This is a genomic window from Pseudomonas sp. FA117 (genome assembly GCF_057370475.1).
Genome location: NZ_CM170675.1, coordinates 4,994,171 through 5,020,145, shown reverse-complemented (window position 1 = coordinate 5,020,145; position 25,975 = coordinate 4,994,171). Strand labels below are relative to the sequence as shown.

21 protein-coding genes and 2 tRNA genes are annotated in these 25,975 nt (G+C 62.3%); 21 read left to right on the top strand and 2 right to left on the bottom strand.

Annotated features, from left to right (window positions below):
• The first annotated feature begins 4 nt into the window (after window positions 1–4).
• The 5 genes from dapB (at window position 5) to AC1TXO_RS23115 (ending at window position 6,525) form a co-directional block, all read left to right on the top strand.
• Entirely contained in the window at window positions 5–811 is an 807-nt protein-coding gene (dapB, locus tag AC1TXO_RS23135; protein WP_486403881.1) for a 4-hydroxy-tetrahydrodipicolinate reductase, read from the top strand.
• Window positions 812–1,154: 343 nt separating this feature from the next.
• The gene (gene carA / locus AC1TXO_RS23130) at window positions 1,155–2,291 is read left to right on the top strand and encodes a glutamine-hydrolyzing carbamoyl-phosphate synthase small subunit (RefSeq protein ID WP_486403880.1); all 1,137 of its coding nucleotides are present in this window, start codon (window positions 1,155–1,157) and stop codon (window positions 2,289–2,291) included.
• 106 nt (window positions 2,292–2,397) lie between these two features.
• Window positions 2,398–5,619 (top strand): carbamoyl-phosphate synthase large subunit, encoded by a 3,222-nt coding sequence (carB, locus tag AC1TXO_RS23125; RefSeq protein WP_486403879.1) that lies wholly within the window; start codon window positions 2,398–2,400, stop codon window positions 5,617–5,619.
• Window positions 5,616–6,098 (top strand): transcription elongation factor GreA, encoded by a 483-nt coding sequence (gene greA / locus AC1TXO_RS23120; protein ID WP_081255197.1) that lies wholly within the window; start codon window positions 5,616–5,618, stop codon window positions 6,096–6,098. The genes carB and greA overlap by 4 nt, the downstream gene beginning before the upstream one ends.
• Window positions 6,076–6,525, top strand: a complete 450-nt coding sequence (locus AC1TXO_RS23115; protein ID WP_486403878.1) for an MFS transporter — start codon at window positions 6,076–6,078, stop codon at window positions 6,523–6,525. The genes greA and AC1TXO_RS23115 overlap by 23 nt, the downstream gene beginning before the upstream one ends.
• Window positions 6,526–6,537: 12 nt before the next feature.
• Here AC1TXO_RS23115 and yhbY read toward each other — a convergent pair whose 3' ends face one another.
• Window positions 6,538–6,846: a ribosome assembly RNA-binding protein YhbY gene (gene yhbY, locus AC1TXO_RS23110; protein ID WP_486403877.1), complete on the bottom strand. Its 309-nt coding sequence runs from the start codon at window positions 6,844–6,846 to the stop codon at window positions 6,538–6,540.
• A 102-nt stretch (window positions 6,847–6,948) separates the two neighbouring features.
• On the opposite strand from yhbY, the gene rlmE reads away from it, so the two are divergent.
• From rlmE to AC1TXO_RS23030, 16 genes are all read left to right on the top strand, one after another.
• On the top strand, window positions 6,949–7,575 hold the full coding sequence (rlmE, locus tag AC1TXO_RS23105) for a 23S rRNA (uridine(2552)-2'-O)-methyltransferase RlmE (RefSeq protein ID WP_486403876.1): 627 nt from the start codon (window positions 6,949–6,951) through the stop codon (window positions 7,573–7,575).
• Between the two features lie 203 nt (window positions 7,576–7,778).
• Entirely contained in the window at window positions 7,779–9,686 is a 1,908-nt protein-coding gene (ftsH, locus tag AC1TXO_RS23100; RefSeq protein ID WP_486403875.1) for an ATP-dependent zinc metalloprotease FtsH, read from the top strand.
• Window positions 9,687–9,694: 8 nt separating this feature from the next.
• Window positions 9,695–10,546, top strand: coding sequence for a dihydropteroate synthase (folP, locus tag AC1TXO_RS23095; RefSeq protein WP_486403874.1), 852 nt, complete (start codon window positions 9,695–9,697; stop codon window positions 10,544–10,546).
• Window positions 10,547–10,563: 17 nt separating this feature from the next.
• On the top strand, window positions 10,564–11,904 hold the full coding sequence (gene glmM / locus AC1TXO_RS23090; protein WP_486403873.1) for a phosphoglucosamine mutase: 1,341 nt from the start codon (window positions 10,564–10,566) through the stop codon (window positions 11,902–11,904).
• A 66-nt stretch (window positions 11,905–11,970) separates the two neighbouring features.
• Complete coding sequence (gene tpiA, locus AC1TXO_RS23085; RefSeq protein ID WP_486403872.1) at window positions 11,971–12,726, top strand: triose-phosphate isomerase; 756 nt, start codon at window positions 11,971–11,973, stop codon at window positions 12,724–12,726.
• A gap of 4 nt (window positions 12,727–12,730) precedes the next feature.
• Window positions 12,731–13,123, top strand: coding sequence for a preprotein translocase subunit SecG (gene secG, locus AC1TXO_RS23080; protein ID WP_486403871.1), 393 nt, complete (start codon window positions 12,731–12,733; stop codon window positions 13,121–13,123).
• A 21-nt stretch (window positions 13,124–13,144) separates the two neighbouring features.
• Window positions 13,145–13,230 (top strand) — tRNA-Leu (locus tag AC1TXO_RS23075).
• Window positions 13,231–13,328: 98 nt separating this feature from the next.
• A tRNA-Met gene (locus AC1TXO_RS23070) sits at window positions 13,329–13,405 on the top strand.
• A 130-nt stretch (window positions 13,406–13,535) separates the two neighbouring features.
• The gene (gene rimP / locus AC1TXO_RS23065) at window positions 13,536–13,994 is read left to right on the top strand and encodes a ribosome maturation factor RimP (RefSeq protein WP_402764248.1); all 459 of its coding nucleotides are present in this window, start codon (window positions 13,536–13,538) and stop codon (window positions 13,992–13,994) included.
• A gap of 59 nt (window positions 13,995–14,053) precedes the next feature.
• Window positions 14,054–15,535, top strand: coding sequence for a transcription termination factor NusA (gene nusA / locus AC1TXO_RS23060; protein ID WP_486403870.1), 1,482 nt, complete (start codon window positions 14,054–14,056; stop codon window positions 15,533–15,535).
• Window positions 15,536–15,562: 27 nt separating this feature from the next.
• A complete protein-coding gene (gene infB, locus AC1TXO_RS23055; protein ID WP_486403869.1) occupies window positions 15,563–18,100 on the top strand; it encodes a translation initiation factor IF-2 in 2,538 nt (845 codons plus the stop codon).
• 117 nt (window positions 18,101–18,217) lie between these two features.
• Window positions 18,218–18,616: a 30S ribosome-binding factor RbfA gene (rbfA, locus tag AC1TXO_RS23050; protein WP_486403868.1), complete on the top strand. Its 399-nt coding sequence runs from the start codon at window positions 18,218–18,220 to the stop codon at window positions 18,614–18,616.
• A 3-nt stretch (window positions 18,617–18,619) separates the two neighbouring features.
• Window positions 18,620–19,537, top strand: coding sequence for a tRNA pseudouridine(55) synthase TruB (gene truB / locus AC1TXO_RS23045; RefSeq protein WP_486403867.1), 918 nt, complete (start codon window positions 18,620–18,622; stop codon window positions 19,535–19,537).
• 151 nt (window positions 19,538–19,688) lie between these two features.
• Window positions 19,689–19,958, top strand: coding sequence for a 30S ribosomal protein S15 (gene rpsO / locus AC1TXO_RS23040; RefSeq protein WP_029613930.1), 270 nt, complete (start codon window positions 19,689–19,691; stop codon window positions 19,956–19,958).
• Between the two features lie 259 nt (window positions 19,959–20,217).
• The gene (gene pnp / locus AC1TXO_RS23035) at window positions 20,218–22,323 is read left to right on the top strand and encodes a polyribonucleotide nucleotidyltransferase (protein ID WP_486403866.1); all 2,106 of its coding nucleotides are present in this window, start codon (window positions 20,218–20,220) and stop codon (window positions 22,321–22,323) included.
• Between the two features lie 265 nt (window positions 22,324–22,588).
• Entirely contained in the window at window positions 22,589–22,942 is a 354-nt protein-coding gene (locus AC1TXO_RS23030; protein ID WP_402764259.1) for a BON domain-containing protein, read from the top strand.
• 89 nt (window positions 22,943–23,031) lie between these two features.
• Here AC1TXO_RS23030 and AC1TXO_RS23025 read toward each other — a convergent pair whose 3' ends face one another.
• A complete protein-coding gene (locus AC1TXO_RS23025) occupies window positions 23,032–25,968 on the bottom strand; it encodes a DUF748 domain-containing protein (RefSeq protein WP_486403865.1) in 2,937 nt (978 codons plus the stop codon).
• Between the last annotated feature and the right edge of the window lie 7 nt (window positions 25,969–25,975).

Below are 25,975 nucleotides of genomic sequence, written 5' to 3'. Positions count from 1 at the left end.
GGCTATGCGACGTATTGCGGTAATGGGCGCGGCAGGACGGATGGGCAAGACCCTCGTCGAGGCCGTGCAGCACCAGGCGCCCCAGGCTGGCCTGACGGCGGCGATCGATCGCCCGGACAGCACCCTGGTCGGGGCTGACGCCGGCGAGCTGGCGGCACTGGGCCGGATCGGCGTGCCGATCTCCGACGACCTGACCAAGGTCGCCGACGAGTTCGACGTGCTGATCGACTTCACTCACCCGTCGGTGACCCTGAAGAACCTGGCGTTCTGCCGCAAGGCGGGCAAGGCCATGGTCATCGGTACCACCGGCTTCACCCCGGAAGAAAAGCGGCTGCTGGCCGAGGCGGGCAAGGAGATCCCGATCGTCTTCGCCGCCAACTTCAGCATCGGCGTCAACCTGTGCCTGAAGTTGCTCGATACCGCCGCGCGCGTGCTGGGTGACGAAGTGGACATCGAGATCATCGAGGCCCACCACCGGCACAAGGTCGACGCACCGTCGGGCACCGCGCTGCGCATGGGTGAAGTGGTTGCCCAGGCGCTGGGGCGCGACCTGCAGGAGGTGGCGGTCTACGGTCGCGAAGGCCAGACCGGCGCGCGTGACCGCCAGACCATCGGCTTTGCCACCGTGCGTGCCGGTGATGTGGTCGGCGACCACACCGTGCTGTTCGCGGCTGAAGGCGAGCGGGTGGAGATCACCCACAAGGCCTCGAGCCGCATGACCTTTGCCAAGGGGGCGGTGCGTGCGGCGCTGTGGCTGGATGGGCGCGAGCCGGGGCTGTATGACATGCAGGACGTGCTCGAGCTGCGTTGAGCCGTCGGCGCGGCGGTGGCTTCTTCGCGGGCAAGCCCGCTCCCACAGGATTTGTGCACGCTTTCAGGCTCATGCATTTACTGTGGGAGCGGCGGTTCGCCGCTGCGACTTGTCCCGCGAAGAAGCCACTGCCGATGCCAGTCTGTCGCAATCATGTGTTTTAGAGGCACATATGCGGTAGACCGAAACCTCACTTTTCTGTAAACTACAGCTTTAGTGTATCCACTAAAAGCGCGCAGAGAATTGAATTCAGCACATAAAAGCGGGGTGACGTATCCATACGGCACTCCGCTTTTTTGCAACCTGCGATCGCCCCTTCATGCGTCATTTACGGGAGGTCTTCTTGACAAAGCCAGCCATACTCGCCCTTGCTGATGGCAGCATTTTTCGCGGTGAGGCCATTGGGGCCGACGGGCAAACCGTTGGTGAGGTGGTGTTCAACACCGCTATGACCGGCTACCAGGAAATCCTTACAGACCCTTCCTACGCCCAGCAAATCGTCACCCTGACTTACCCGCACATCGGCAACACCGGCACCACCGCCGAAGACGCCGAGTCCGATCGCGTCTGGTCTGCCGGCCTGGTGATCCGCGACCTGCCGCTGCTGGCCAGCAACTGGCGCAACACCCAGTCCCTGCCGGACTACCTCAAGGCCAACAACGTCGTGGCCATCGCCGGTATCGACACCCGTCGCCTGACCCGCATCCTGCGTGAGAAAGGCGCCCAGAACGGCTGCATCCTGGCCGGTGACGACATCAGCGAGGAAGCCGCCATCGCCGCTGCCCGCGCCTTCCCGGGCCTCAAGGGCATGGACCTGGCCAAGGTGGTCAGCACCAAGGAGCGCTACGAATGGCGTTCCAGCGTGTGGGAGCTGAAGACCGACAGCCACCCGACCCTCGAAGCCTCCGAGCTGCCGTACCACGTCGTCGCCTACGACTACGGCGTCAAGCTGAACATCCTGCGCATGCTGGTCGCCCGCGGCTGCCGCGTGACCGTGGTGCCTGCCCAGACCCCGGCGAGCGAAGTGCTGGCGCTGAATCCGGACGGCGTGTTCCTGTCCAACGGTCCTGGCGATCCCGAGCCGTGCGACTACGCGATCCAGGCCATCAAAGAGATCCTCGAGACCGAGATTCCGGTGTTCGGCATCTGCCTCGGCCACCAGCTGCTGGCCCTGGCCTCCGGCGCCAAGACCGTGAAGATGGGCCACGGCCACCACGGTGCCAACCACCCGGTCCAGGACCTGGACACCGGCGTGGTCATGATCACCAGCCAGAACCACGGTTTCGCCGTTGACGAAGCCACCCTGCCGGGCAATGTCCGCGCCATCCACAAGTCGCTGTTCGACGGTACCCTGCAGGGTATCGAACGCACCGACAAGAGCGCGTTCAGCTTCCAGGGCCACCCTGAAGCGAGCCCAGGCCCGACCGACGTCGCGCCACTGTTCGATCGTTTCATCGATGCCATGGCCAAGCGCCGCTGAGCATCCTGCATCAAGGCCCCGGACCGGCATGCGCCGCGTCCGGAAGCGCCTGACCCAGATTGTTCAAGACGGCTTGCCGACTGACCCGCGGATTTGAGTGACAACCATGCCAAAACGTACAGACATCAAAAGCATCCTGATTCTCGGCGCCGGCCCGATCGTGATCGGCCAGGCCTGCGAATTCGACTACTCCGGCGCCCAGGCCTGCAAGGCCCTGCGCGAGGAAGGTTTCCGCGTCATCCTGGTGAACTCCAACCCGGCCACCATCATGACCGACCCGGCCATGGCCGACGCCACCTACATCGAACCGATCAAGTGGCAGTCGGTGGCCAAGATCATCGAAAAAGAGCGCCCGGACGCGGTGCTGCCGACCATGGGTGGCCAGACTGCACTGAACTGCGCCCTGGACCTGGAGCGCCACGGCGTTCTGGAGAAGTTCGGTGTCGAGATGATCGGTGCCAACGCCGATACCATCGACAAGGCCGAAGACCGCTCGCGTTTCGACCGGGCGATGAAGGACATCGGCCTGGAATGCCCGCGTTCCGGTATCGCCCACAGCATGGAAGAGGCCAACGCGGTGCTCGAGAAGCTGGGCTTCCCGTGCATCATCCGTCCTTCGTTCACCATGGGTGGCACCGGTGGCGGCATCGCCTACAACCGTGAAGAATTCGAAGAAATCTGCACCCGTGGTCTGGACCTGTCGCCGACCAAGGAATTGCTGATCGACGAGTCGCTGATCGGCTGGAAGGAATACGAGATGGAGGTGGTCCGCGACAAGAAGGACAACTGCATCATCGTCTGCTCCATCGAAAACTTCGACCCGATGGGCGTGCACACCGGTGACTCCATCACCGTGGCGCCGGCACAGACCCTGACCGACAAGGAATACCAGATCATGCGCAACGCCTCGCTGGCGGTGCTGCGTGAGATCGGTGTCGAAACCGGCGGCTCCAACGTGCAGTTCGGCATCTGCCCGAACACCGGCCGCATGGTCGTGATCGAGATGAACCCGCGGGTTTCGCGCTCGTCGGCCCTGGCTTCGAAAGCCACTGGCTTCCCGATCGCCAAGATCGCCGCCAAGCTGGCCATCGGCTACACCCTCGACGAGCTGCAGAACGACATCACCGGTGGCCGCACCCCGGCGTCCTTCGAGCCGTCGATCGACTACGTGGTTACCAAGCTGCCACGCTTCGCTTTCGAGAAATTCCCGAAAGCCGACGCCCGCCTGACCACCCAGATGAAGTCGGTCGGTGAAGTCATGGCCATCGGCCGTACCTTCCAGGAGTCCCTGCAGAAAGCCCTGCGCGGCCTGGAAGTCGGCGCCTGTGGCCTGGACCCGAAAGTCGACCTGGCCAGCGCCGACGCTTCCAGCATCCTCAAGCGCGAGCTGACCGTACCGGGCGCCGAGCGTATCTGGTACGTGGCCGACGCCATGCGTGCCGGCATGACCATCGAGGAAATCTTCGAGCTGACCGGCATCGACCTGTGGTTCCTGGTGCAGATGGAAGACCTGATCAAGGAAGAAGAGAAGGTCAAGACCCTGGCCCTGTCGGCGATCGACAAGGACTACATGCTGCGCCTCAAGCGCAAGGGCTTCTCGGACCAGCGTCTGGCCAAGCTGCTGGGCATCACCGACAAGAACCTGCGCCGCCACCGCCACAAGCTGGAAGTGTTCCCGGTGTACAAGCGCGTCGACACCTGCGCCGCCGAGTTCGCCACCGATACCGCCTACCTGTACTCGACCTACGAGCAAGAGTGCGAGGCCAACCCGTCGACCCGCGACAAGATCATGATCCTGGGTGGCGGCCCGAACCGTATCGGCCAGGGCATCGAGTTCGACTACTGCTGCGTGCACGCGGCACTGGCCCTGCGTGAAGACGGTTACGAGACCATCATGGTCAACTGCAACCCGGAAACCGTCTCCACCGACTACGACACCTCCGACCGCCTGTACTTCGAGCCGCTGACCCTGGAAGACGTGCTGGAAGTCTGCCGCGTCGAGAAGCCCAAGGGCGTGATCGTCCACTACGGCGGCCAGACCCCGCTGAAACTGGCTCGCGCCCTGGAAGAGGCCGGCGTACCGATCATCGGTACCAGCCCTGACGCCATCGACCGCGCCGAAGACCGCGAGCGCTTCCAGCAGATGGTTCAGCGCCTGAACCTGCTGCAGCCGCCAAACGCTACCGTGCGCAGCGAAGACGAAGCCATCCGTGCGGCCGGTGACATCGGTTATCCGCTGGTGGTGCGTCCGTCCTACGTACTGGGCGGTCGCGCCATGGAGATCGTCTACGAGCTGGACGAGCTCAAGCGTTACCTGCGTGAAGCGGTGCAAGTGTCCAACGACAGCCCGGTCCTGCTCGACCACTTCCTCAACTGCGCCATCGAGATGGACGTGGATGCGGTGTGCGACGGCACCGACGTGGTGATCGGCGCGATCATGCAGCACATCGAGCAGGCCGGCGTTCACTCCGGTGACTCGGCGTGCTCGCTGCCACCTTACTCGCTGAGCAAGGAAGTGCAGGACGAAGTCCGCGTCCAGGTCAGGAAAATGGCCTTGGAGCTGGGTGTTGTCGGCCTGATGAACGTGCAGCTGGCCCTGCAGGGCGACAAGATCTACGTGATCGAAGTCAACCCGCGTGCCTCGCGTACCGTGCCGTTCGTATCGAAGTGCATCGGCACCTCGCTGGCCATGATCGCCGCGCGCGTCATGGCGGGCAAAACCCTGAAGGAACTGGGCTTCACCCAGGAAATCATCCCGAACTTCTACAGCGTCAAGGAAGCCGTCTTCCCGTTCGCCAAGTTCCCGGGGGTTGACCCGATCCTCGGCCCTGAGATGAAATCCACCGGTGAAGTCATGGGTGTCGGCGACAGCTTCGGCGAAGCCTTCGCCAAGGCCCAGATGGGCGCCAGCGAAGTGCTGCCAAGCGGCGGTACCGCCTTCATCAGCGTGCGTGACGACGACAAGCCCCAGGTGGCTGGCGTTGCCCGCGACCTGATCAGCCTGGGCTTCGAAGTGGTCGCCACTGCCGGCACCGCCAAGGTGATCGAAGCGGCCGGCCTGAAAGTACGCCGTGTGAACAAGGTGACCGAAGGTCGTCCGCACGTGGTCGACATGATCAAGAACGACGAAGTGTCGCTGATCATCAACACCACCGAAGGCCGCCAGTCGATCGCCGATTCCTACTCGATTCGTCGCAATGCGCTGCAGCACAAGATCTACTGCACGACCACCATTGCGGCAGGTGAAGCCATCTGCGAGGCGCTGAAATTCGGTCCCGAGAAGACCGTTCGTCGCCTGCAGGATCTGCATGCAGGACTCAAAGCATGAGCATTACCAAGTACCCGATGACCGTCCAGGGCGCTCGCGCCCTGGAAGAAGAGCACCTGTTCCTGAGCAAGACCGAGCGTCCACGCCTGAGCCAGGCGATTGGCGAGGCCCGTGAGCTCGGCGATCTCAAGGAAAACGCCGAATATCATGCCGCCCGCGAGGAGCAGGGCATGGTCGAGGCCCGCATCCGCGACATCGAAGGTCGTCTGCAGAATTCGGTGGTGATCGACGTCACCACCATCGCCCACACCGGCAAGGTGATTTTCGGGACCACCGTGGACCTGGAAAATACCGAGACCGGCGATCAGGTCACCTACCAGATCGTTGGCGAGGACGAAGCGGATATCAAGAAGGGCAAGCTCTCGGCGAGTGCGCCTATCGCCCGTGCCATCATTGGCAAGGAAGAGGGTGATACGGTCGTGGTCAAGACGCCGAGCGGCACCGTCGAGTACGAGATTGTCGAAGTCAAGCACATCTGACCGGCGCCAGCGCGCGCCGTCCCTGGAGGGGATCCTCTGGCAACTGGCCCAGGTATTCTGGGTCGGTGGCCTGTGGGTGTTCCATGTGGGGCTGGTGCCGGCGCTCAAGGTCAGTGGCCTGGCACCGTTGCTGGTGCAGGATATCGCCGGGCAGATCGACCGCTGGTTGATCGGCGTGGCGCTTCTGGGGCTGTTGACCCAGCTGGCGGTGCTGGCACGGGTGGACGGCCTGACGGCCTGGTGGCGGCAGTTCCGCGGCCAGATGCTGCTGCTCGGCTTCGGCGCCTGTGTGGGCTACTACACGCTGCGCTACGGGATTTCCGTAGGGGAACGCTGGCAGATGTTCTGTTTCCTGGTGCTGGGCTTTTCCGGCATCGTGCTGGTGGCCCAGCCGGTCCCGGTCAGGGCGCGCAGTGCGCGCCACTGACCGGCGCCACCCTTACTTGTAACGGTGGATGTTGGACAGCTGCTTGTTCGGCTGTGGGTTCTTGCGGTAGATCAGCGCTTTCTTGCCGATGGTCTGAACCAGCTCGGCACGGCCTGCCTTGCACAGCTCGGCGATGGCGGCGGCGCGTTCTTCGCGATCTTCCGAGCGAATTTCGACCTTGATCAGCTCATGGTCGACCAGTGCGCGCTCCAGTTCGGCGATCACGCCTTCATTCAGGCCGTTACCGGCAACGATCAGGACCGGCTTCAGGTCATGACCAATGGACTTGTACTGTTTCTTCTGCTCGTTGTTGAGCGGCATAATCTGACCCTTTTCGTCTGATTCTGTAAAATTGGTGGCCATTTTACCCGAGGGCCACTGGCTCCGCCCAGTCAATCACGACGCTAATCATCGAGGTGCCCCGTGGCGCAGCGTTCCAAGAGCAGCCATAACTGGCTGAGAGAGCATTTCAACGATCCTTTCGTCAAACAGGCGCAGAAGGACGGCTACCGCTCGCGTGCGAGCTACAAACTGCTGGAGATCCAGGAGAAGGACAAACTCATCCGCCCCGGCATGAGCGTGATCGACCTCGGTGCCGCGCCTGGGGGCTGGTCGCAGGTGACCAGTCGTCTGATTGGTGGCCAGGGCCGGCTGATCGCCTCCGACATCCTGGAAATGGACTCGATCCCCGACGTGACCTTCATCCAGGGCGATTTCACCCAGGACTCGGTGCTTGCGCAGATCCTCCAGGCGGTCGGCGATTCGCACGTGGACCTTGTGATTTCCGATATGGCCCCCAATATGAGTGGTACGCCTGCCGTGGACATGCCGCGCGCGATGTTCCTCTGCGAGCTGGCCCTGGACCTGGCAACCCGCGTGCTCAAGCCCGGTGGCGACTTCCTGATCAAGATCTTCCAGGGAGAAGGGTTCGACGTGTACCTCAAGGACGTGCGCAGCAAGTTCGACAAGGTGCAGATGCGCAAGCCGTCGTCGTCGCGGGATCGCTCCCGCGAGCAGTACCTGCTGGCCAGGGGGTACAAGGGCGAGTGAGCGGGTTCTGGCGGGCTGGCCGATAGTTATTTCCAATCGGCCGCAGCGTCTGGACCGTCCGAACTTCGTGTAGTCTAGGTTTCACAAAGGGTTACAGACGGTGCCTGCGGATGCGCAGGTAATGTAGTAAGTTAGGGCGGTGAATATCATGCGAGGCACGGCTGCGTCGTGCGCCGACCTCAGAGGGTAGCTAATTGAACGACATGGCAAAGAATCTGATCCTGTGGTTGATCATCGCGGCTGTCCTCGTGACGGTGATGAACAACTTCTCCAGCCCTAACGAGCCGCAGACCCTCAACTATTCCGACTTCATCCAGCAGGTCAAGGACGGTAAGGTCGAGCGCGTGACCGTCGATGGCGCCATCATCACCGGCAAGCGGACCGACGGCGACAACTTCAAGACCGTGCGTCCGGCCATTGCCGACAACGGCCTGATCGGCGATCTGGTCGACAACCACGTCGTGATCGAAGGCAAGCAACCTGAACAGCAGAGCATCTGGACGCAGCTGCTGGTCGCCAGCTTCCCCATCCTCGTGATCATCGCGGTGTTCATGTTCTTCATGCGCCAGATGCAGGGGGGCGCAGGTGGCAAGGGCGGGCCGATGAGCTTCGGCAAGAGCAAGGCGCGCCTGCTTTCCGAAGACCAGGTGAAAACCACCCTGGCCGACGTCGCCGGTTGCGACGAGGCCAAGGAAGAGGTCGGCGAGCTGGTCGAGTTCCTGCGCGATCCGGGCAAGTTCCAGCGCCTGGGTGGTCGTATCCCGCGCGGCGTGCTGATGGTTGGCCCGCCCGGTACCGGCAAGACCCTGCTGGCCAAGGCCATCGCCGGTGAAGCGAAAGTGCCGTTCTTCACCATTTCCGGTTCCGACTTCGTCGAGATGTTCGTCGGTGTCGGTGCCAGCCGTGTCCGTGACATGTTCGAGCAGGCGAAGAAGCACGCGCCTTGCATCATCTTCATCGACGAGATCGACGCCGTCGGTCGCCATCGTGGCGCCGGCATGGGTGGCGGTCACGACGAGCGCGAACAGACCCTGAACCAGTTGCTGGTCGAAATGGATGGCTTCGAGATGAACGATGGCATCATCGTCATCGCCGCCACCAACCGTCCGGACGTGCTGGACCCGGCGCTGCTGCGTCCCGGTCGCTTCGACCGTCAGGTCGTGGTGGGCCTGCCGGACATCCGTGGTCGCGAGCAGATCCTGAAGGTGCACATGCGCAAGGTGCCGGTCGGCGAAAACGTCAACGCCGCCGTCATCGCCCGTGGTACCCCCGGCTTCTCCGGTGCCGACCTGGCCAACCTGGTCAACGAGGCCTCGCTGTTCGCCGCTCGCGCCGGCAAGCGCCTGGTCGAGATGAAGGAGTTCGAGCTGGCCAAGGACAAGATCATGATGGGCGCCGAGCGCAAGACCATGGTCATGTCCGAGAAAGAAAAGCAGAACACCGCCTATCACGAAGCCGGCCATGCCATCGTCGGCCGCGTGGTGCCCGAGCACGATCCGGTGTACAAGGTGTCGATCATCCCCCGTGGCCGTGCCCTGGGTGTGACCATGTTCCTGCCGGAAGAAGACCGTTACAGCCTGTCCAAGCGTGCACTGATCAGCCAGATCTGCTCGCTGTACGGTGGTCGGATCGCCGAAGAGATGACCCTGGGCTTCGACGGTGTCACCACCGGTGCGTCCAACGACATCATGCGTGCCAGCCAGATCGCGCGGAACATGGTGACCAAGTGGGGCCTGTCCGAAAAACTCGGCCCGCTGATGTACGCCGAAGAGGAGGGCGAGGTGTTCCTCGGTCGCAGCGCCGGCAGCCAGCACGCCAGCGTTTCGGGTGAGACCGCCAAGCTGATCGACTCCGAAGTGCGCAGCATCATCGACCAGTGCTATGCGACCGCCAAGCAGATCCTCACCGACAACCGCGACAAGCTCGACGCGATGGCCGAGGCCCTGATGAAGTACGAGACCATCGATGCCGACCAGATCGACGACATCATGGCAGGTCGTACCCCGCGCGAGCCGCGCGACTGGGACAACGATGCCGGCACCTCCGGCAACCAGGCCTCCCAGGGCGATCGCCCCGAGTCGCCGATCGGTGGTCCGGCGGCTCAACACTAAGGGTTCATATGACCTCTCAGCAGTACCCGACCCGGTTGCCTTGCGGCAACCGGGTTCTTGATTTGTCCCGTACCCATGTCATGGGTATTCTTAACATCACGCCGGATTCCTTCTCCGATGGCGGTCGCTTCAATGGCCGCGATGAAGCCTTGCGCCATGCCGAAGCCATGGTCAATGCAGGTGCCACCCTGATCGATGTCGGGGGCGAGTCCACTCGCCCCGGGGCGCGTGCGGTTTCGCCCACCGAGGAGCTGGAGCGCGTCGCGCCTGTCGTCGAGGCAATCAGCAGTCGGCTCGATGTGATCATTTCCGTCGATACTTCAACGCCCGCGGTGATGCGCGAGACAGCGCGTCTAGGCGCCGGGCTGATCAACGATGTGCGTGCGCTGGAGCGCGACGGCGCCCTGGATGCGGCGGCGGACACCGGTTTGCCGGTGTGCCTGATGCACATGCGCGGCGAGCCGGGTAACATGCAGGACGATCCGCGCTACGACGATGTCACCGAGGAGGTGGCGCGTTATCTCGAACAGCGCATGGCTGCCTGCGCGGCAGTCGGCATCGGTGCAGAACGAATCATTCTTGATCCAGGCTTCGGGTTCGCCAAGAACCTCGCGCATAACCTGAGCCTGTTCAAACATATGGAAACACTTTACCGCCTGGGACGGCCGCTGCTGGTGGGCGTCTCGCGCAAGAGCATGATCGGCCAGGCGCTGGATCGTCCGGTCGGCGAGCGGCTGTACGGCAGCCTCGCACTGGCGGCATTGGCCATGACCATGGGAACGAGCATCCTGCGCGTACATGATGTGGCCGAAACCGTCGACGTAGTGCGCATGATCGCTGCCGTACAGAACGCCGAATAAGAACGTTTGGAGTCACTATGAGCAGAAAATACTTTGGTACCGATGGTATCCGTGGCCGCGTTGGCGAATATCCGATCACTCCCGACTTCATGCTGAAACTCGGCTGGGCGGCAGGCATGGCCTTCCGCAAGCAGGGCAACTGCCGCGTGCTGGTGGGCAAGGATACCCGCATCTCCGGGTACATGTTCGAGTCTGCACTGGAGGCCGGGCTTTCAGCGGCCGGTGCCGACGTGATGCTGCTCGGGCCGATGCCGACCCCGGCCATCGCCTACCTGACCCGCACCTTCCATGCCGAGGCGGGCATCGTCATCAGCGCTTCGCACAACCCGCATGACGACAACGGCATCAAGTTCTTCTCCGGCAATGGCACCAAGCTGCCGGATGAAGTCGAGCTGATGATCGAGGAACTGCTCGACCAGCCGATGAACGTGGTCGAATCGAGCAAGCTCGGCAAGGTCTCGCGGATCAACGACGCGGCCGGGCGCTATATCGAATTCTGCAAGAGCAGCGTGCCCACCAGCACCGATTTTGCCGGCCTCAAGCTGGTGATCGACTGCGCCCATGGTGCCACCTACAAGGTCGCGCCCAGCGTGTTCCGCGAGCTGGGCGCCGACGTCACGGTGCTGCACGCCCAGCCCGACGGGCTGAACATCAACGAGGGCTGCGGTTCGACCCATATCGAGTCGCTGCAGGCCGCTGTGCTGGTGGGTCATGCCGACCTGGGCATCGCCTTCGATGGCGATGGTGATCGGGTGTTGATGGTCGACCATACCGGCGCGATCGTCGACGGTGACGAACTGCTGTTCATCATCGCACGCGACCTTCAGGACCGCGGCAAGCTGCAGGGCGGTGTGGTGGGCACGCTGATGAGCAACCTGGGTCTGGAGCTCGCGCTCAAGGACCTGGACATCCCCTTCGCCCGGGCCAAGGTCGGTGACCGCTATGTCATGGCCGAGCTGCTCGAGCGCGAGTGGCAGGTGGGCGGCGAGAACTCCGGGCACGTGGTGTGCTGCAACCACACCACCACGGGCGATGCGATCATCGCGGCGCTGCAGGTGCTGATGGCGCTCAAGCGTCGCGGCGAAAACCTCGCCCAGGCCCGTCAGGCCATTCGCAAATGCCCGCAGGTGCTGATCAATGTCCGTTATGCGGCAGGCAGTGCCGACCCGCTGGAGAACCCTGCGGTGCAGGAGGCCAGCGCCAAGGTGACCGAAGCCATGGCGGGCCGTGGTCGCGTGCTGCTGCGCAAATCCGGGACCGAGCCGCTGGTGCGGGTGATGGTCGAGGGTGACGACGAAAACCAGGTGCGCGGCCATGCCGAAGCCCTGGCCAAGGTCGTTGCAGAAGTTTGTGCCTGAAAGACGCTTGCCAGCGCGATTCTGGTTGGGTAAGATCTGCGCCCACTTTGACCGACGAGGTAGAGCATGCGTCGCCCCATGGTAGCTGGTAACTGGAAGATGCACGGTACCCGCGCCAGCGTCGCTGAGCTGAGCCTGAACCTGAGAAATCTGGTTCTTCCGAACGGTGTCGAAGTTGCGGTGTTTCCACCGTCTCTGTTCATCAACCAGGTGGTTGATGCGCTGAACGACAAGGGAATCATCGTTGGAGCACAGAATTCTGCAGTACAGCCCGAACAGGGCGCGCTGACGGGTGAAGTTGCACCCAGTCAGTTGGCTGAAGTCGGTTGCAAGTTGGTCTTGATCGGTCACTCGGAACGCCGCCAGGTTATTGGTGAAACGGACGAAGTGGTCAATCGCAAGTTTGCAGCCGCCCAGGCAAGTGGTTTGAAGCCGGTGCTCTGCGTAGGGGAAACTCTCGAAGAGCGCGAGGCGGGCAAGACGCTCGAAGTTGTCGGGCGTCAACTAAGCAGTGTTATCGAAGCATTCGGTATCAAGGCTTTTGCCAATGCAGTAATTGCCTATGAGCCTGTATGGGCCATCGGTACTGGTTTGACGGCCTCGCCTCAGCAAGCCCAGGATGTGCATGCCGCCATCCGCGAGCAGTTGGCGGTGCAGGACGCCGAAGTTGCAGCGAAGGTGCAGCTTCTCTACGGCGGTAGCGTGAAGGCGGCCAATGCGGCCGAACTGTTCGGCATGCCGGATATTGATGGGGGGCTCATTGGTGGAGCATCCCTGAACGCAGACGAATTCGGTGCAATTTGTCGCGCCGCAGGAAACTGAACATATGCTGGAAACAGTCGTAGTTGTTTTTCATCTGTTGGCTGCACTGGCGCTGGTAGCGCTGGTTCTGATGCAACAGGGTAAAGGTGCGGAAGCAGGTGCATCTTTCGGCGCAGGGGCTTCAAATACTGTGTTCGGAAGCCAAGGTTCTGCTACCTTCCTGAGTAAATTTACTGCTATACTTGCCGCCACTTTCTTTTTGACTGCACTTGGGTTAGGATACTTCGCCAAGCAGCAGGCACACCAGCTGACTCAAGCCGGTTTGCCAGATCCAGCAGTGCTGGAAGTCAAAGAGCCCAAGCCGGCAGTAAATGATGATGTACCGGTGCTCCAGGAACAGAAGAGCGAAGCCACCCCAAAAGGTGATGTACCTCCTCCGGCCGAAGAGCAGAAGTAACGGGTTTCAAGATGTAATATTGCCGAGGTGGTGGAATTGGTAGACACGCAACCTTGAGGTGGTTGTGCCCATAGGGTGTAGGGGTTCGAGTCCCCTTCTCGGTACCAATTGAAGCATGAGAGCCCGCTTTAGCGGGCTTTCTTGCAGGTGGAGGTCGGATTGACCCTGCAGAGGGTTCGGTCTTATACTTTCGCCCCAGCTTTGTCGCGGGGTGGAGCAGCTTGGTAGCTCGTCGGGCTCATAACCCGAAGGTCGTTGGTTCAAATCCAGCCCCCGCAACCAGCTTCAGCGGAGCCCCTTTTCAGGGGCTTTTTGCTAGCTGAACAGTTCTTCGCGTCGTTGTTCAACGGCGCTTTCAGGGATGGGCGCTTCGCCCATTTTTTATTTGCACAGCATGCACGAGGGGGTTCAGGTGTCGAGCAAGCTAGAACAGTTGCAGGCCTTGTTGGCCCCGGTTGTCGAGGGTCTGGGCTATCAGTGCTGGGGGATCGAATACGTTTCCCAGGGCAAGCATTCGGTACTGCGCATCTATATCGACAAGGAAGACGGCATCCTGGTGGACGACTGCGAAGCGGTCAGCCGTCAGGCCAGCGCCATTCTTGATGTGGAAGATCCGATCAGCAGTGAATACACCCTCGAGGTGTCCTCTCCAGGCATGGATCGCCCGCTGTTCACACTGGAACAATTTGCTTCGCATGCGGGCGAGCAAGTGAAGATCAAGCTGCGTACGCCTTTCGAAGGGCGTCGCAACTTCCAGGGCCTTCTCCGCGGTGTGGAGGATCAGGATGTGGTGGTCCAGGTGGACACCAACGAATTCCTGCTGCCGATCGACTCGATCGACAAGGCCAATATTATTCCCAGTTTTGACTGAGACGTGCCGGGCCCGGCGGACATTCCGGGTCTAATGGCTTGCGCAAGGCGAGGCGTACGATGAGCAAAGAAGTACTGCTGGTTGTTGAATCGGTATCCAACGAAAAAGGTGTACCGCCCGGCGTCATTTTCGAAGCGCTGGAAGTGGCCCTGGCCACTGCAACCAAGAAACGTTTTGAAGACGAAGTCGATCTGCGTGTGGAAATCAACCGCCACACCGGTAGCTATGAAACCTTCCGCCGCTGGACCGTGGTCGACGAGAACGACCTGGACGACCCGGCGATCGAGACCTGGCTGGACAAGATCAAGGACACGCATCCCGAAGCCAAGATCGGCGACGTGATCGAGGAAAAGATCGAGTCCATCGAGTTCGGCCGCATCGCCGCCCAGACCGCCAAGCAGGTCATCGTGCAGAAGGTCCGCGAGGCCGAGCGCGCCCAGGTGGTCGACGCCTACCGCGAGCGTGTCGGCGAGATCATCTCCGGCACCGTGAAGAAGGTCACCCGCGACAACGTCATCGTCGACCTGGGCAACAACGCCGAGGCGCTGCTGGCCCGTGAAGACATCATCCCGCGCGAGACTTTCCGCGTCGGCGTGCGCCTGCGTGCGCTGCTCAAGGAAATCCGCACCGAGAACCGTGGCCCGCAGCTGATCCTGTCGCGTACCGCGCCGCAGATGCTGATCGAACTGTTCCGCATCGAAGTGCCGGAAATCGCCGAGGGCCTGATCGAGGTGATGGCCGCTTCCCGTGATCCGGGCTCGCGCGCCAAGATCGCCGTCCGCTCCAAGGACAAGCGCATCGACCCGCAAGGCGCCTGCATCGGCATGCGCGGCTCGCGCGTCCAGGCGGTGTCCGGCGAGTTGGGTGGCGAGCGTGTGGATATCGTCCTGTGGGACGAGAACCCGGCGCAGTTCGTCATCAACGCCATGTCGCCGGCCGAAGTCGCGGCGATCATCGTTGACGAGGATGCCCACGCGATGGACATCGCCGTCGCCGAGGACAACCTGGCCCAGGCCATTGGCCGTGGTGGTCAGAACGTTCGCCTGGCAAGCCAGCTCACCGGCTGGACCCTGAACGTGATGACCGAGAAGGATATCCAGGCCAAGCAGCAAGCTGAAACCGGTGACATCCTGCGTAACTTCACCGAGGAACTGGAAGTCGACGAAGAGCTGGCACAGGTGCTGGTCGACGAAGGCTTCACCAGCCTCGAAGAAATTGCTTACGTACCGTTGGAAGAAATGCTCAACATCGATGGCTTCGACGAGGAAATCGTCAACGAGCTGCGTGCTCGTGCCAAGGACCGTTTGTTGACCAAAGCCATCGCTACCGAAGAAAAACTGGCAGACGCCCATCCAGCCGAAGACCTGCTCTCCCTCGAGGGCATGGACAAGGACCTGGCGGCGGAACTGGCGGTGCGCGGCGTGGTTAACCGCGAAGACCTGGCCGAGCAGTCGATCGACGACCTGCTCGACATCGACGGCATCGACGAAGAGCGTGCCGGCAAGTTGATCATGGCCGCCCGAGCCCACTGGTTCGAGTAATTAGGCGCGGCCTGAGGAGAGAAGTGCATGACGCAAGTCACGGTGAAAGAACTGGCCCAAGAGGTCGAGGCACCGGTAGAGCGCCTGCTGCAGCAGATGCGTGAGGCAGGTCTGCCGCACACCGACGCCGGTCAGGTAGTGACCGACAATGAGAAGCAGGTTCTGCTGACTCATCTGAAGAGCAGCCACAAGAGCAAGGCGGAAGAGCCACGCAAGATTACCTTGCAGCGCAAGACCACCAGCACCCTGCGTGTCGCCGGTAGCAAAAGCATCAGCGTAGAAGTACGCAAGAAGAAAGTCTTCGTGCAGCGCAGCCCGGAAGAGATCCAGGCCGAGCAGAAGCGCGAGGCTGAAGAGCGCCGCGCTGCCGAGAATGCTGCGCGCGAGAAGGTCGAGGCCGAAACTCGCCAGCGTAACGAAGAGCAGGCGCGCCGTCAGGCGGCCGAAGCTCCGGCTGCGGCCCCAGCGCCACGCGCCGAAGCGGCTCCAGCGCCTGCCGAGCCTGTAGTGGCCGATGCCCCGGTGTCCGACGACGCCGCCGCACGTGCCGCCGAGCGCAAGAAGGACGAGAACCGCCGCAACGAAAACCGCACCCGTGACGACGATCGTCGTGGCGCCGGTGGCGAGCGTCGTGGTGAAGCCCCGCGCGTCTCGATCAAGGTCAAGGTCAAGGAGAAGGAAAAGGCGCCGACTCCACGTGCTGCCCCGCGCACCACTGACGAAGAGAGCGATGGCGCACGTCGTGGCCGTGGCGGCAAGAGCAAGCTGAAGAAGCGCAACCAGCACGGCTTCCAGAGCCCGACTGGTCCGGTCATCCGTGACGTCAGCATCGGCGAGACCATCACCGTCTCCGAACTGGCCCAGCAGATGTCGGTCAAGGCCGCTGAAGTCGTCAAGTTCATGTTCAAGCTGGGGACTCCGGTCACCATCAACCAGGTGCTCGACCAGGAGACCGCCCAGCTGGTCGCCGAAGAGCTCGGCCACAAGGTCACCCTGGTCAGCGATACCGCCCTGGAAGACTCCCTGGCCGAATCGCTGAAGTTCGAAGGTGAAGTCGAGTCCCGCGCGCCGGTCGTGACCGTCATGGGTCACGTCGACCACGGCAAGACCTCGCTGCTCGACTACATCCGTCGTGCCAAGGTAGCTGCCGGCGAAGCCGGTGGCATCACCCAGCACATCGGTGCCTACCACGTGGAAACCGACCGCGGCATGGTCACCTTCCTCGACACCCCTGGTCACGCTGCGTTTACGCAAATGCGTGCCCGTGGTGCCAAGGCCACCGACATCGTCATCCTGGTGGTGGCGGCGGACGACGGCGTGATGCCGCAGACCCGCGAAGCCGTTCAGCACGCCCGTGCAGCCGGCGTTCCGCTGGTGGTTGCAGTGAACAAGATCGACAAGCCCGGTGCCGACCTCGATCGCATCCGCAACGAGCTGTCCGTCGAAGGCGTGACCTCCGAGGACTGGGGTGGTGACACGCCGTTCGTCAAGGTTTCGGCGAAGATGGGTACCGGTGTCGACGAGCTGCTCGAAGCCGTCCTGCTGCAGGCCGAGATTCTCGAGCTGACCGCCACCCCGACCGCTCCTGGTCGTGGCGTCGTCGTCGAATCGCGCCTGGACAAGGGCCGTGGTCCGGTGGCCACCATCCTGGTTCAGGACGGTACGCTGCGTCAGGGCGACATGGTCCTGGTCGGCTCCAACTATGGCCGCGTGCGTGCCATGCTCGACGAGAACGGCAAGCCTGTGAAGGAAGCCGGCCCGTCGATCCCGGTCGAGATTCTCGGCCTGGATGGCACTCCGGAAGCCGGTGACGAGCTGTCGGTGGTCGCCGACGAGAAGAAGGCGCGTGAAGTCGCCCTGTTCCGTCAAGGCAAGTACCGTGAGGTCAAGCTGGCCCGCGCTCACGCCGGCAAGCTGGAAAACATCTTCGAGACCATGGGTCAGGAAGAGAAGAAGACCCTCAACATCGTCCTCAAGACCGACGTGCGCGGCTCCCTGGAAGCACTCCAGGGCTCGCTCGGCGGCCTGGGCAACGACGAAGTTCAGGTGCGCGTCATCGGTGGCGGCGTCGGTGGTATCACCGAGAGCGATGCCAACCTGGCGCTGGCTTCGAATGCAGTACTGTTCGGCTTCAACGTGCGTGCCGATGCCGGTGCGCGCAAGATCGTCGAGCAGGAAGGTCTGGATATGCGTTACTACAACGTGATCTACGACATCATCGAAGACGTCAAGAAGGCCCTGACCGGCATGCTCGGCAGCGATGTCCGCGAGAACATCCTGGGTGTCGCCGAAGTGCGTGACGTGTTCCGTTCGCCGAAGTTCGGCGCCATCGCTGGCTGTATGGTCATCGAGGGTACCGTGTACCGCAACCGTCCGATCCGCGTACTGCGCGAGGACGTGGTGATCTTCGAAGGCGAGCTGGAATCCCTGCGTCGCTTCAAGGACGATGCTGCCGAAGTGCGTAACGGCATGGAGTGCGGTATCGGCGTGAAGAGCTACAACGACGTCAAGGTCGGCGACAAGATCGAAGTCTTCGAGAAGGTCCAGGTTGCCCGTACCCTGTAAGGGGCGGGCGTGGCCCAGGCGCCGCCGCAAGGCGGTTGGCCGGGCCTCTGAAGGTAACGCCCGGTCAGGCCAGCCGCCTGACCGGGCGTTTGCCGCTTCAAGATACAGGTAGCAAGAATGGCAAAAGAATACAGCCGTACCCAACGTATCGGTGACCAGATGCAGCGCGAGCTGGCCGATCTGATCCGCCGTGAAGTCAAGGACCCGCGTGTGGGCCTTGTCACCATCACCGCCGTCGACGTCAGTCGTGACCTCGGTCACGCCAAGGTCTACATCACCGTGATGGGCCAGGATGACAACGACGCCGTGCCGCAGACGCTCAAGGCCCTCAACAGCGCCGCCAGCTTCCTGCGCCTGCACCTTGGGCGCTCCATGCAACTGCGCAGCGTTCCACAACTGCATTTCCACTTCGATGAAAGTGTCAGCCGGGGTGTCCACCTCTCTGCACTGATCGAACGTGCGGTGGCCGAAGACCGCCTGCACAAGGATGCCGACGAGCCGGACACCAAGGAGTAAGCGGTGGCCCAGGTCAAACGCATCCGCCGCAATGTCAGCGGCATCATCCTGCTCGACAAGCCACTGGGGTTCACCTCCAACGCTGCTTTGCAGAAGGTCCGCTGGTTGCTCAACGCCGAGAAGGCCGGTCACACCGGCAGCCTCGATCCGCTGGCCACCGGCGTGTTGCCGCTGTGCTTCGGTGAAGCGACGAAGTTTTCGCAGTACCTGCTCGATTCCGACAAGGGCTACGAAACCGTCATGCAACTGGGGCAGACTACCAGCACTGCAGACGCTGAAGGCGAAGTCCTGCAGACCCGCGAAGTGACCGTTGGTCGTGCCGATATCGAGGCTGCGATCCCGCGTTTTCGCGGCGAGATCCGCCAGGTACCGCCGATGTACTCGGCGCTCAAGCGCGACGGCCAGCCGTTGTACAAGCTGGCACGTGCCGGAGAGGTAGTGGAGCGCGAGGCGCGTTCTGTTACTATTAACCGCCTGGAGCTGCTCGAGTGCGAAGGCACCCGCGCGCGCCTGTCGGTCGGCTGCAGCAAAGGCACCTATATCCGCACCCTGGTGGAGGATATCGGTGAGGTGCTGGGCTGTGGTGCCTATGTCGCAGAACTGCGTCGCACCCAGGCCGGGCCTTTCGCCCTGGCACAGACCGTGACGCTCGAAGCGCTCGAGCAGGCGCACGCCGAAGGTGGCAACGAGGCACTCGATCGCTTCCTCATGCCGTCCGACAGCGGGCTGCAGGACTGGCCGCTGGTGCTGTTGTCCGAGCACAGCGCGTTCTACTGGCTGCATGGCCAGGCGGTACGTGCACCGGATGCGCCACAGTTCGGCATGGTCCGGGTACAGGATCACAATGGTCGCTTCATCGGTATCGGTGAAGTGAGCGAAGACGGGCGCATTGCGCCGCGTCGACTGATTCGGTCGGAATGACCGAAACCGCAGGGCGAGGCTTCGGCCGAGCACTGCGGAACCGAGGATGGCTGTCAGTAGGCACGGTCAGACCTCTTTTTATTAATACAGGGATTTCAGTCCCTGGCCTATTGGACCCCGCTTGCGGGATCCGTTTATCAGGAGAAGCCAAATGGCCCTCAGCGTTGAAGAAAAAGCTCAGATCGTTGCCGATTACCAGCAAGCCGCCGGCGATACCGGTAGCCCGGAAGTGCAGGTTGCTCTGCTGACCGCCAACATCAACAAGCTGCAAGGCCACTTCAAGGCCAACGAAAAAGACCACCACTCCCGTCGTGGTCTGATCCGTATGGTCAACCAGCGTCGTAAGCTGCTGGATTACCTGAAGGGCAAAGACACCACCCGTTACAGCGCCCTGATCGGTCGCCTGGGCCTGCGTCGCTAATAGCGGCCCGGCCAGTGGTGTGCATGGCGTGTCGCAAGTGTGGGAAACGCTGCCTGGCAGCGTTGCCCGTGGACACGCCACGCGTATCTCCGAGGTTGGCAGCCTGATGCCGTCGTGCGGTTTTTCCGCCCGGCGCCCAGGCTCCCAGCCTCGTGTTGTATCTGGACGGTCAACGGAGACGACGCTCCCTTCCGCCCAAGAATTCGCAAGAACCCGTTTTCCAAGTTCCCCCAAGAGCCACTGAAGAAGGTAGGAAACCGTGAACCCGGTAATCAAGACGTTCCAGTTCGGTCAGTCGACCGTTACTCTCGAAACGGGCCGCATTGCCCGTCAGGCCACCGGCGCTGTGCTGGTCACCGTCGACAACGATGTCACCGTGCTGGTGACCGTGGTCGGTGCCAAGCAGGCCGATCCAGGCAAGGGCTTCTTCCCGCTGTCCGTGCACTATCAGGAAAAGACCTACGCCGCTGGCAAGATCCCTGGTGGTTTCTTCAAGCGTGAAGGCCGTCCTTCCGAGAAAGAAACCCTGACCTCGCGTCTGATCGACCGTCCGATCCGTCCGCTCTTCCCCGAAGGCTTCATGAACGAAGTGCAGGTCGTCTGCACCGTGGTTTCCACCAGCAAGAAGACCGATCCGGACATCGCTGCGATGATCGGTACCTCGGCTGCCCTGGCCATCTCCGGCATTCCGTTCGAAGGCCCGATCGGCGCCGCCCGTGTTGCCTTCCACGAAAGCACCGGCTACCTGCTGAACCCGACCTACGAGCAACTGGCTGCCTCGAGCCTGGACATGGTCGTTGCCGGTACCTCCGACGCCGTGCTGATGGTTGAATCGGAAGCCCAGGAGCTGACCGAAGACCAGATGCTGGGCGCCGTGCTGTTCGCCCACGACGAATTCCAGGCTGTGATCCAGGCCGTCAAGGAACTGGCTGCCGAAGCTGGCAAGCCGACCTGGGACTGGAAACCGGCCGTTGCCAATACCGCGCTGTTCGACGCCATCCGCGCCGAGTTCGGCGAAGCCGTTTCCCAGGGCTACACCATCACCGTCAAGGCCGACCGCTATGCGCGCCTGGGCGAGCTGCGTGACCAGGCGATCGCCAAGTTCTCCGGCGAAGAAGGCCAGCCATCGGCCGGTGAAGTCAAAGACATCTTCGGCGAGATCGAATACCGCACCGTTCGCGAAAACATCGTCAACGGCAAGCCGCGTATCGACGGTCGCGACACCAAGACCGTACGTCCGCTGAACATCGAAGTCGGCGTACTGCCGAAGACCCACGGTTCGGCGCTGTTCACCCGCGGTGAAACCCAGGCCCTGGTCGTTGCCACCCTCGGCACCGCCCGTGACGCCCAGCTGCTGGACACCCTCGAAGGCGAGAAGAAAGACCCCTTCATGCTGCACTACAACTTCCCGCCGTTCTCGGTAGGCGAGTGTGGTCGCATGGGCGGTGCTGGCCGTCGTGAAATCGGTCACGGTCGTCTGGCGCGTCGTTCGGTCCAGGCCATGCTGCCTGCCGCTGACGTGTTCCCTTACACCATCCGCGTCGTTTCGGAAATCACCGAGTCCAACGGTTCGAGCTCCATGGCCTCGGTCTGCGGTGCTTCCCTGGCCCTGATGGACGCTGGCGTGCCGATGAAGGCACCGGTTGCCGGTATCGCCATGGGCCTGGTCAAGGAAGGCGAGAAGTTCGCGATCCTGACCGACATCCTGGGTGACGAAGACCACCTGGGCGACATGGACTTCAAGGTTGCCGGTACCGCCAAGGGTGTTACCGCGCTGCAGATGGACATCAAGATCAACGGCATCACCGAAGAGATCATGGAAATCGCCCTGGGCCAGGCCCTGGAAGCGCGCCTGAACATCCTCGGCCAGATGAACCAGATCATCGGCCAGTCGCGTACCGAGCTGTCGGCCAACGCCCCGACCATGATCGCGATGAAGATCGACACCGACAAGATCCGTGACGTCATCGGCAAGGGCGGCGCCACCATCCGCGCCATCTGCGAAGAGACCAAGGCTTCGATCGATATCGAAGACGACGGCTCGATCAAGATCTTCGGCGAAACCAAGGAAGCGGCAGACGCTGCCAAGCAGCGCATCCTGGGCATCACCGCAGAAGCCGAGATCGGCAAGATCTACGTCGGCAAGGTCGAGCGCATCGTCGACTTCGGCGCCTTCGTCAACATCCTGCCGGGCAAGGACGGCCTGGTGCACATCTCCATGCTCAGCGATGCGCGTGTAGAGAAGGTCACCGACGTGCTGAAGGAAGGTCAGGAAGTCGAAGTACTGGTACTGGACGTGGACAACCGCGGCCGTATCAAGCTGTCGATCAAGGACGTCGCCGCTGCCAAGGCATCGGGCGTCTAAGCCTCCTCGGCAACGACTGAAAAAGGACCTCTTCGGAGGTCCTTTTTTATGCCGGATCAAAAAGCCTGCCGAACTTGCATCTTGCACGCAGGTTTTTCCGGGTACTTGCAAATTGCACGATGCAAAGGTTTGAGCAGATAGCCTAAGTCGTTGTTTTTAAAGGAATCAAGCGAAGCGGAAAAGCTGGCACAGGCCCTGCAACTACCTTCATACCTGCAGCCAGGAATCACGGCGCAGATCTTTCGAATAAACAGGAGTGACCCACATGAAGAAGTTTGCCATTGCTGCCGCTACTGCTACCGCCCTGACTCTGTCGATGGCTAACGGCGCGTTCGCCGCAGAGGCTACCCAGGCTCCAGTGATGCTGGCTTCCAACCAACCGGTGGCCGATGCCAAGCAAGAAACCTCGGACACCTGGATCACCACCAAGGTCAAGGCTGATCTGCTGACTGAAAAAGGCATCCCGGGCAGCGACATCAAGGTCGAAACCAGCCACGGTGTCGTTTCCCTGTCTTCCGACATGAAGGTTACCCCTTCGCAGAAAGAGACCGCGGTCAGCATCACCAAGAAGATCAAAGGCGTGAAGGATGTCACTGCTGAAGCGCTGAAAACCGAATAAGGATTGTCCCGTCGGTCAGATGGATCTGACCACCTTCCAAGAAGAAGCCCCGGCACTGCCGGGGCTTCTTCTTTTCTTGCGGGCGGGTTTCACTCAGCATCCAGGTGCATTGGCGTGACCACTCGACCATCGCGCTCGGCTTGCCCCAGGGTGGTGTCGATGAAGTACACCCGGTCATCCTCGAGCTTGCCCTTGTCCACCAGGTAGTCCTTGATGCTGCTTGCCCGGTCCTGGCCGAGGTTGCGCAGCAGGGCAGGGCTCTCGGCCCAGGACTTGATCACCGCATCGCGCAACTTGGTGGTGCGCTCGTCCCGGCTGAGCTGTTCCCATTCGGCGGGCGGCTGCTGCTTGAGGCGGGTGCGGTAGATGCCTTCGAGCATGGCTGGCTTGTCGCTGTCGTCGACCACCAGCATCGAGGCGTTGGCCGGCACCTTGTCGCCACGGCGCTGCAGGATCTTGTACCAGGTCGCCTGGTATTCGCGTTCCAGGCGCTGCTGGGCGATCAACGGGCCGTCGCTGCTCTGCGCACTGGTGCCTTCGATTTCAAGGCGTAGCTCAGGACGCTGCTGCAGCGCAGACGCCAGCTTGTCGAGAGCCGACTGGGCGTCGCTGCTGAGGTCGCTGGAGCCGGGAGCGAACGACACGTTGCCCAGATCCTCCGAGCCGCCTCCGGCGATCAGCCCGCCAATGAACTTGAACGGTGCCTGGGCCGCGCGCAGCACCAGGTTGCGCAGGGTCTGCCAGACAATCGGCATGACGCTGAACTGCGGGTTGTTCAGGTCACCGGTAACCGGCAGCTCGATGGAGATCTTGCCTTCGGTATCCTTGAGCAGTGCTACCGCCAGGCGGATCGGCAGGTCGACGGCATCGGGGCTGTCGACCTTCTCGCCCAGTTGCAGTTGTTCGACCACCACCTTGTTCTCCGCCTTGAGCTGGCCCTTGGTGATCACGTAGTGCAGGTCGAGGTTCAGGCGCCCCTTGCGGATGCGGAAGCCGGCGAACTTGCCGGAGTAGGGGGTCAGGGTGGTCAGCTCGACCCGCTTGAAGCTGGTGGCGATGTCGAGGCTGGCCATCGGGTCGAAGGGGTTCAGTGCGCCTTTGATCGTCACCGGGGCATAGCGATCGACCTTGCCCTTGACGTCAACCTTGGCCGGCAGCGGCTTGCGGTTGTCGATGGTGCCGATCTGGCCATTGAGCTGCTGCACGGCGGTGGCGAAGTTGGGGGTCAGGGTCAGGTCGGCGAAGTTGGCCGAGCCGTCGTTGATGTCGATCTGGCCGATACGGATGCCCAGCGGCTTGTCGTTGCTGGCCGTGGCCGGCTTCGCCTGGCTGGCTGCCGGTGCGCCGGCCGGCTGCGGGATCAGCAGATCGTCGACGCTGGTGGTGCGGTCTTCGTTGATGATGAAGCGGGCGTAAGGTTGCAGCAGGGTGACCTTGTCGATCGACAGGGCATTACCGTGCACGTACGACAGCCCATCGACGTTCACCTGCTGCCATTTGACGAAGTCGCGGCCCTTGATGGTGTCGAGGGTGTGCAACTGGTTGACCTGGGCCTTGCCTGCCACGCTGAAGGCCAGTGGCTCGGTGCCCTTGAGGTCCACCTTGAGGTCGCTGGCGAGCATGCCGCTGCGCAACTCCAGGCGAATGAACGGGCTGATGTAGGCCTGGGCCACGCGCAGGTCGATATCGCGGGTGCTGACATCGAGCTTGGCGGTCACCGGCGCCAGGTTGACCTGGCCGGCCGCCTGCAGCTTGCCCTGTCGACCGACGCCGGTGTCGAGCTTGAGGGTGAAGGGCGACTTGTTGAGGCTGTCGAAGCCCTGCATGTCCAGATTGAGCGGCCCTACGTCGAGCGCCACCGGCTCTTTCTGGCTGCGGTCGGCCAGGTGGATCATGTAGTTGCGGGCCTGCACATCCTTGAGCAGCACCTGCCAGGGCTTGGCGGGTTCGCTGGCAGCCTTTTGCTCAGGAGCAGGTTCGGCGGTGGCGGGCTCCGCTTTCTCCTTGGGCGTGGCCTTGGCAGGCTGGCTGGCGAACAGCTTCTGCCAGTCGAGTTGACCGTCGCGTTCGAGCGCTGCCCAGGTCTCGAGTTTTTCGCTGCGGATCTTGCCGACAGTCACCAGTTGTCTGGCCAGATCGATGGAGGTTTCGCTGACCTCGAGGCTGGCCAGGCGCGCCAGCGGACGGCCGTCGGGCGCCTTGATGGCGAAGGGCGCGACGCGCACGGAAGCGTTGTCGAGCAGCAGCTCGGTTTCCTTGGACAGGTTCAGTCTGTAGTGGGTATCGAGGCTGAGCACGCCGTCTTCCAGCACCAGCGGCACGGCATCACGCACGTAGGGCCAGAACAGCTTCATCTTGCTGTCGGTGATCTTCAGCGTGCCTTCGGAGGTGATCGGCGACAGGCTCAGGTTGCCGCTCCAGTCGATACGTCCGCCATTGGGGCCATTGGCGACCAGGGTCATGTCGGCGCTGTCGTCCGGCAAGGTGCTGAGGTTCTTCAGCTCGAGGTTCATCGAGTCGTAGAGGAACTCGATGGGTTCGCTCGGGCGCAGGTCCTGGAAGTGCAGGTAGCCTTCGTTGAGCTTGATGCTGGCGATACGCAGCGGGAACGGCTCGCTCGGCGGCTCGTCCGGCTTTGGCTCGCTGGGCGGTAGCTTGAACAGTTGCGTGAGGTTGAGGCTGCCGTCCTTGGCGAACAGCAGTTCGGTTCGCGGCTTGTCCAGCTCCACCGCGTCCAGGTGCAGGGCGCCGGTCCACAGGCTGTCGAGCGAGAGGTTGGCATAGATGCGCTCTGCCCCCACCTGCTCCTTGCCGGGTTCGCCGATCTGCAGGCCCCACAGGGTCAGCTCGAGGCTGAAGGGGTTGAACTCGATGCGCTGCAGATGCGCCGGCACCGTGGCGTACTTCGCCAACTGCTGGTTGGCGATGCGCAGGCCGACCCCGGGAAGAATGAAGAAGCCGAGCAGGCTGTACAGGGCCACGAGGGCCAGCAAGGCGCCAATGGCGCGAGTCAATCCTTTGGGCATGTGCGGC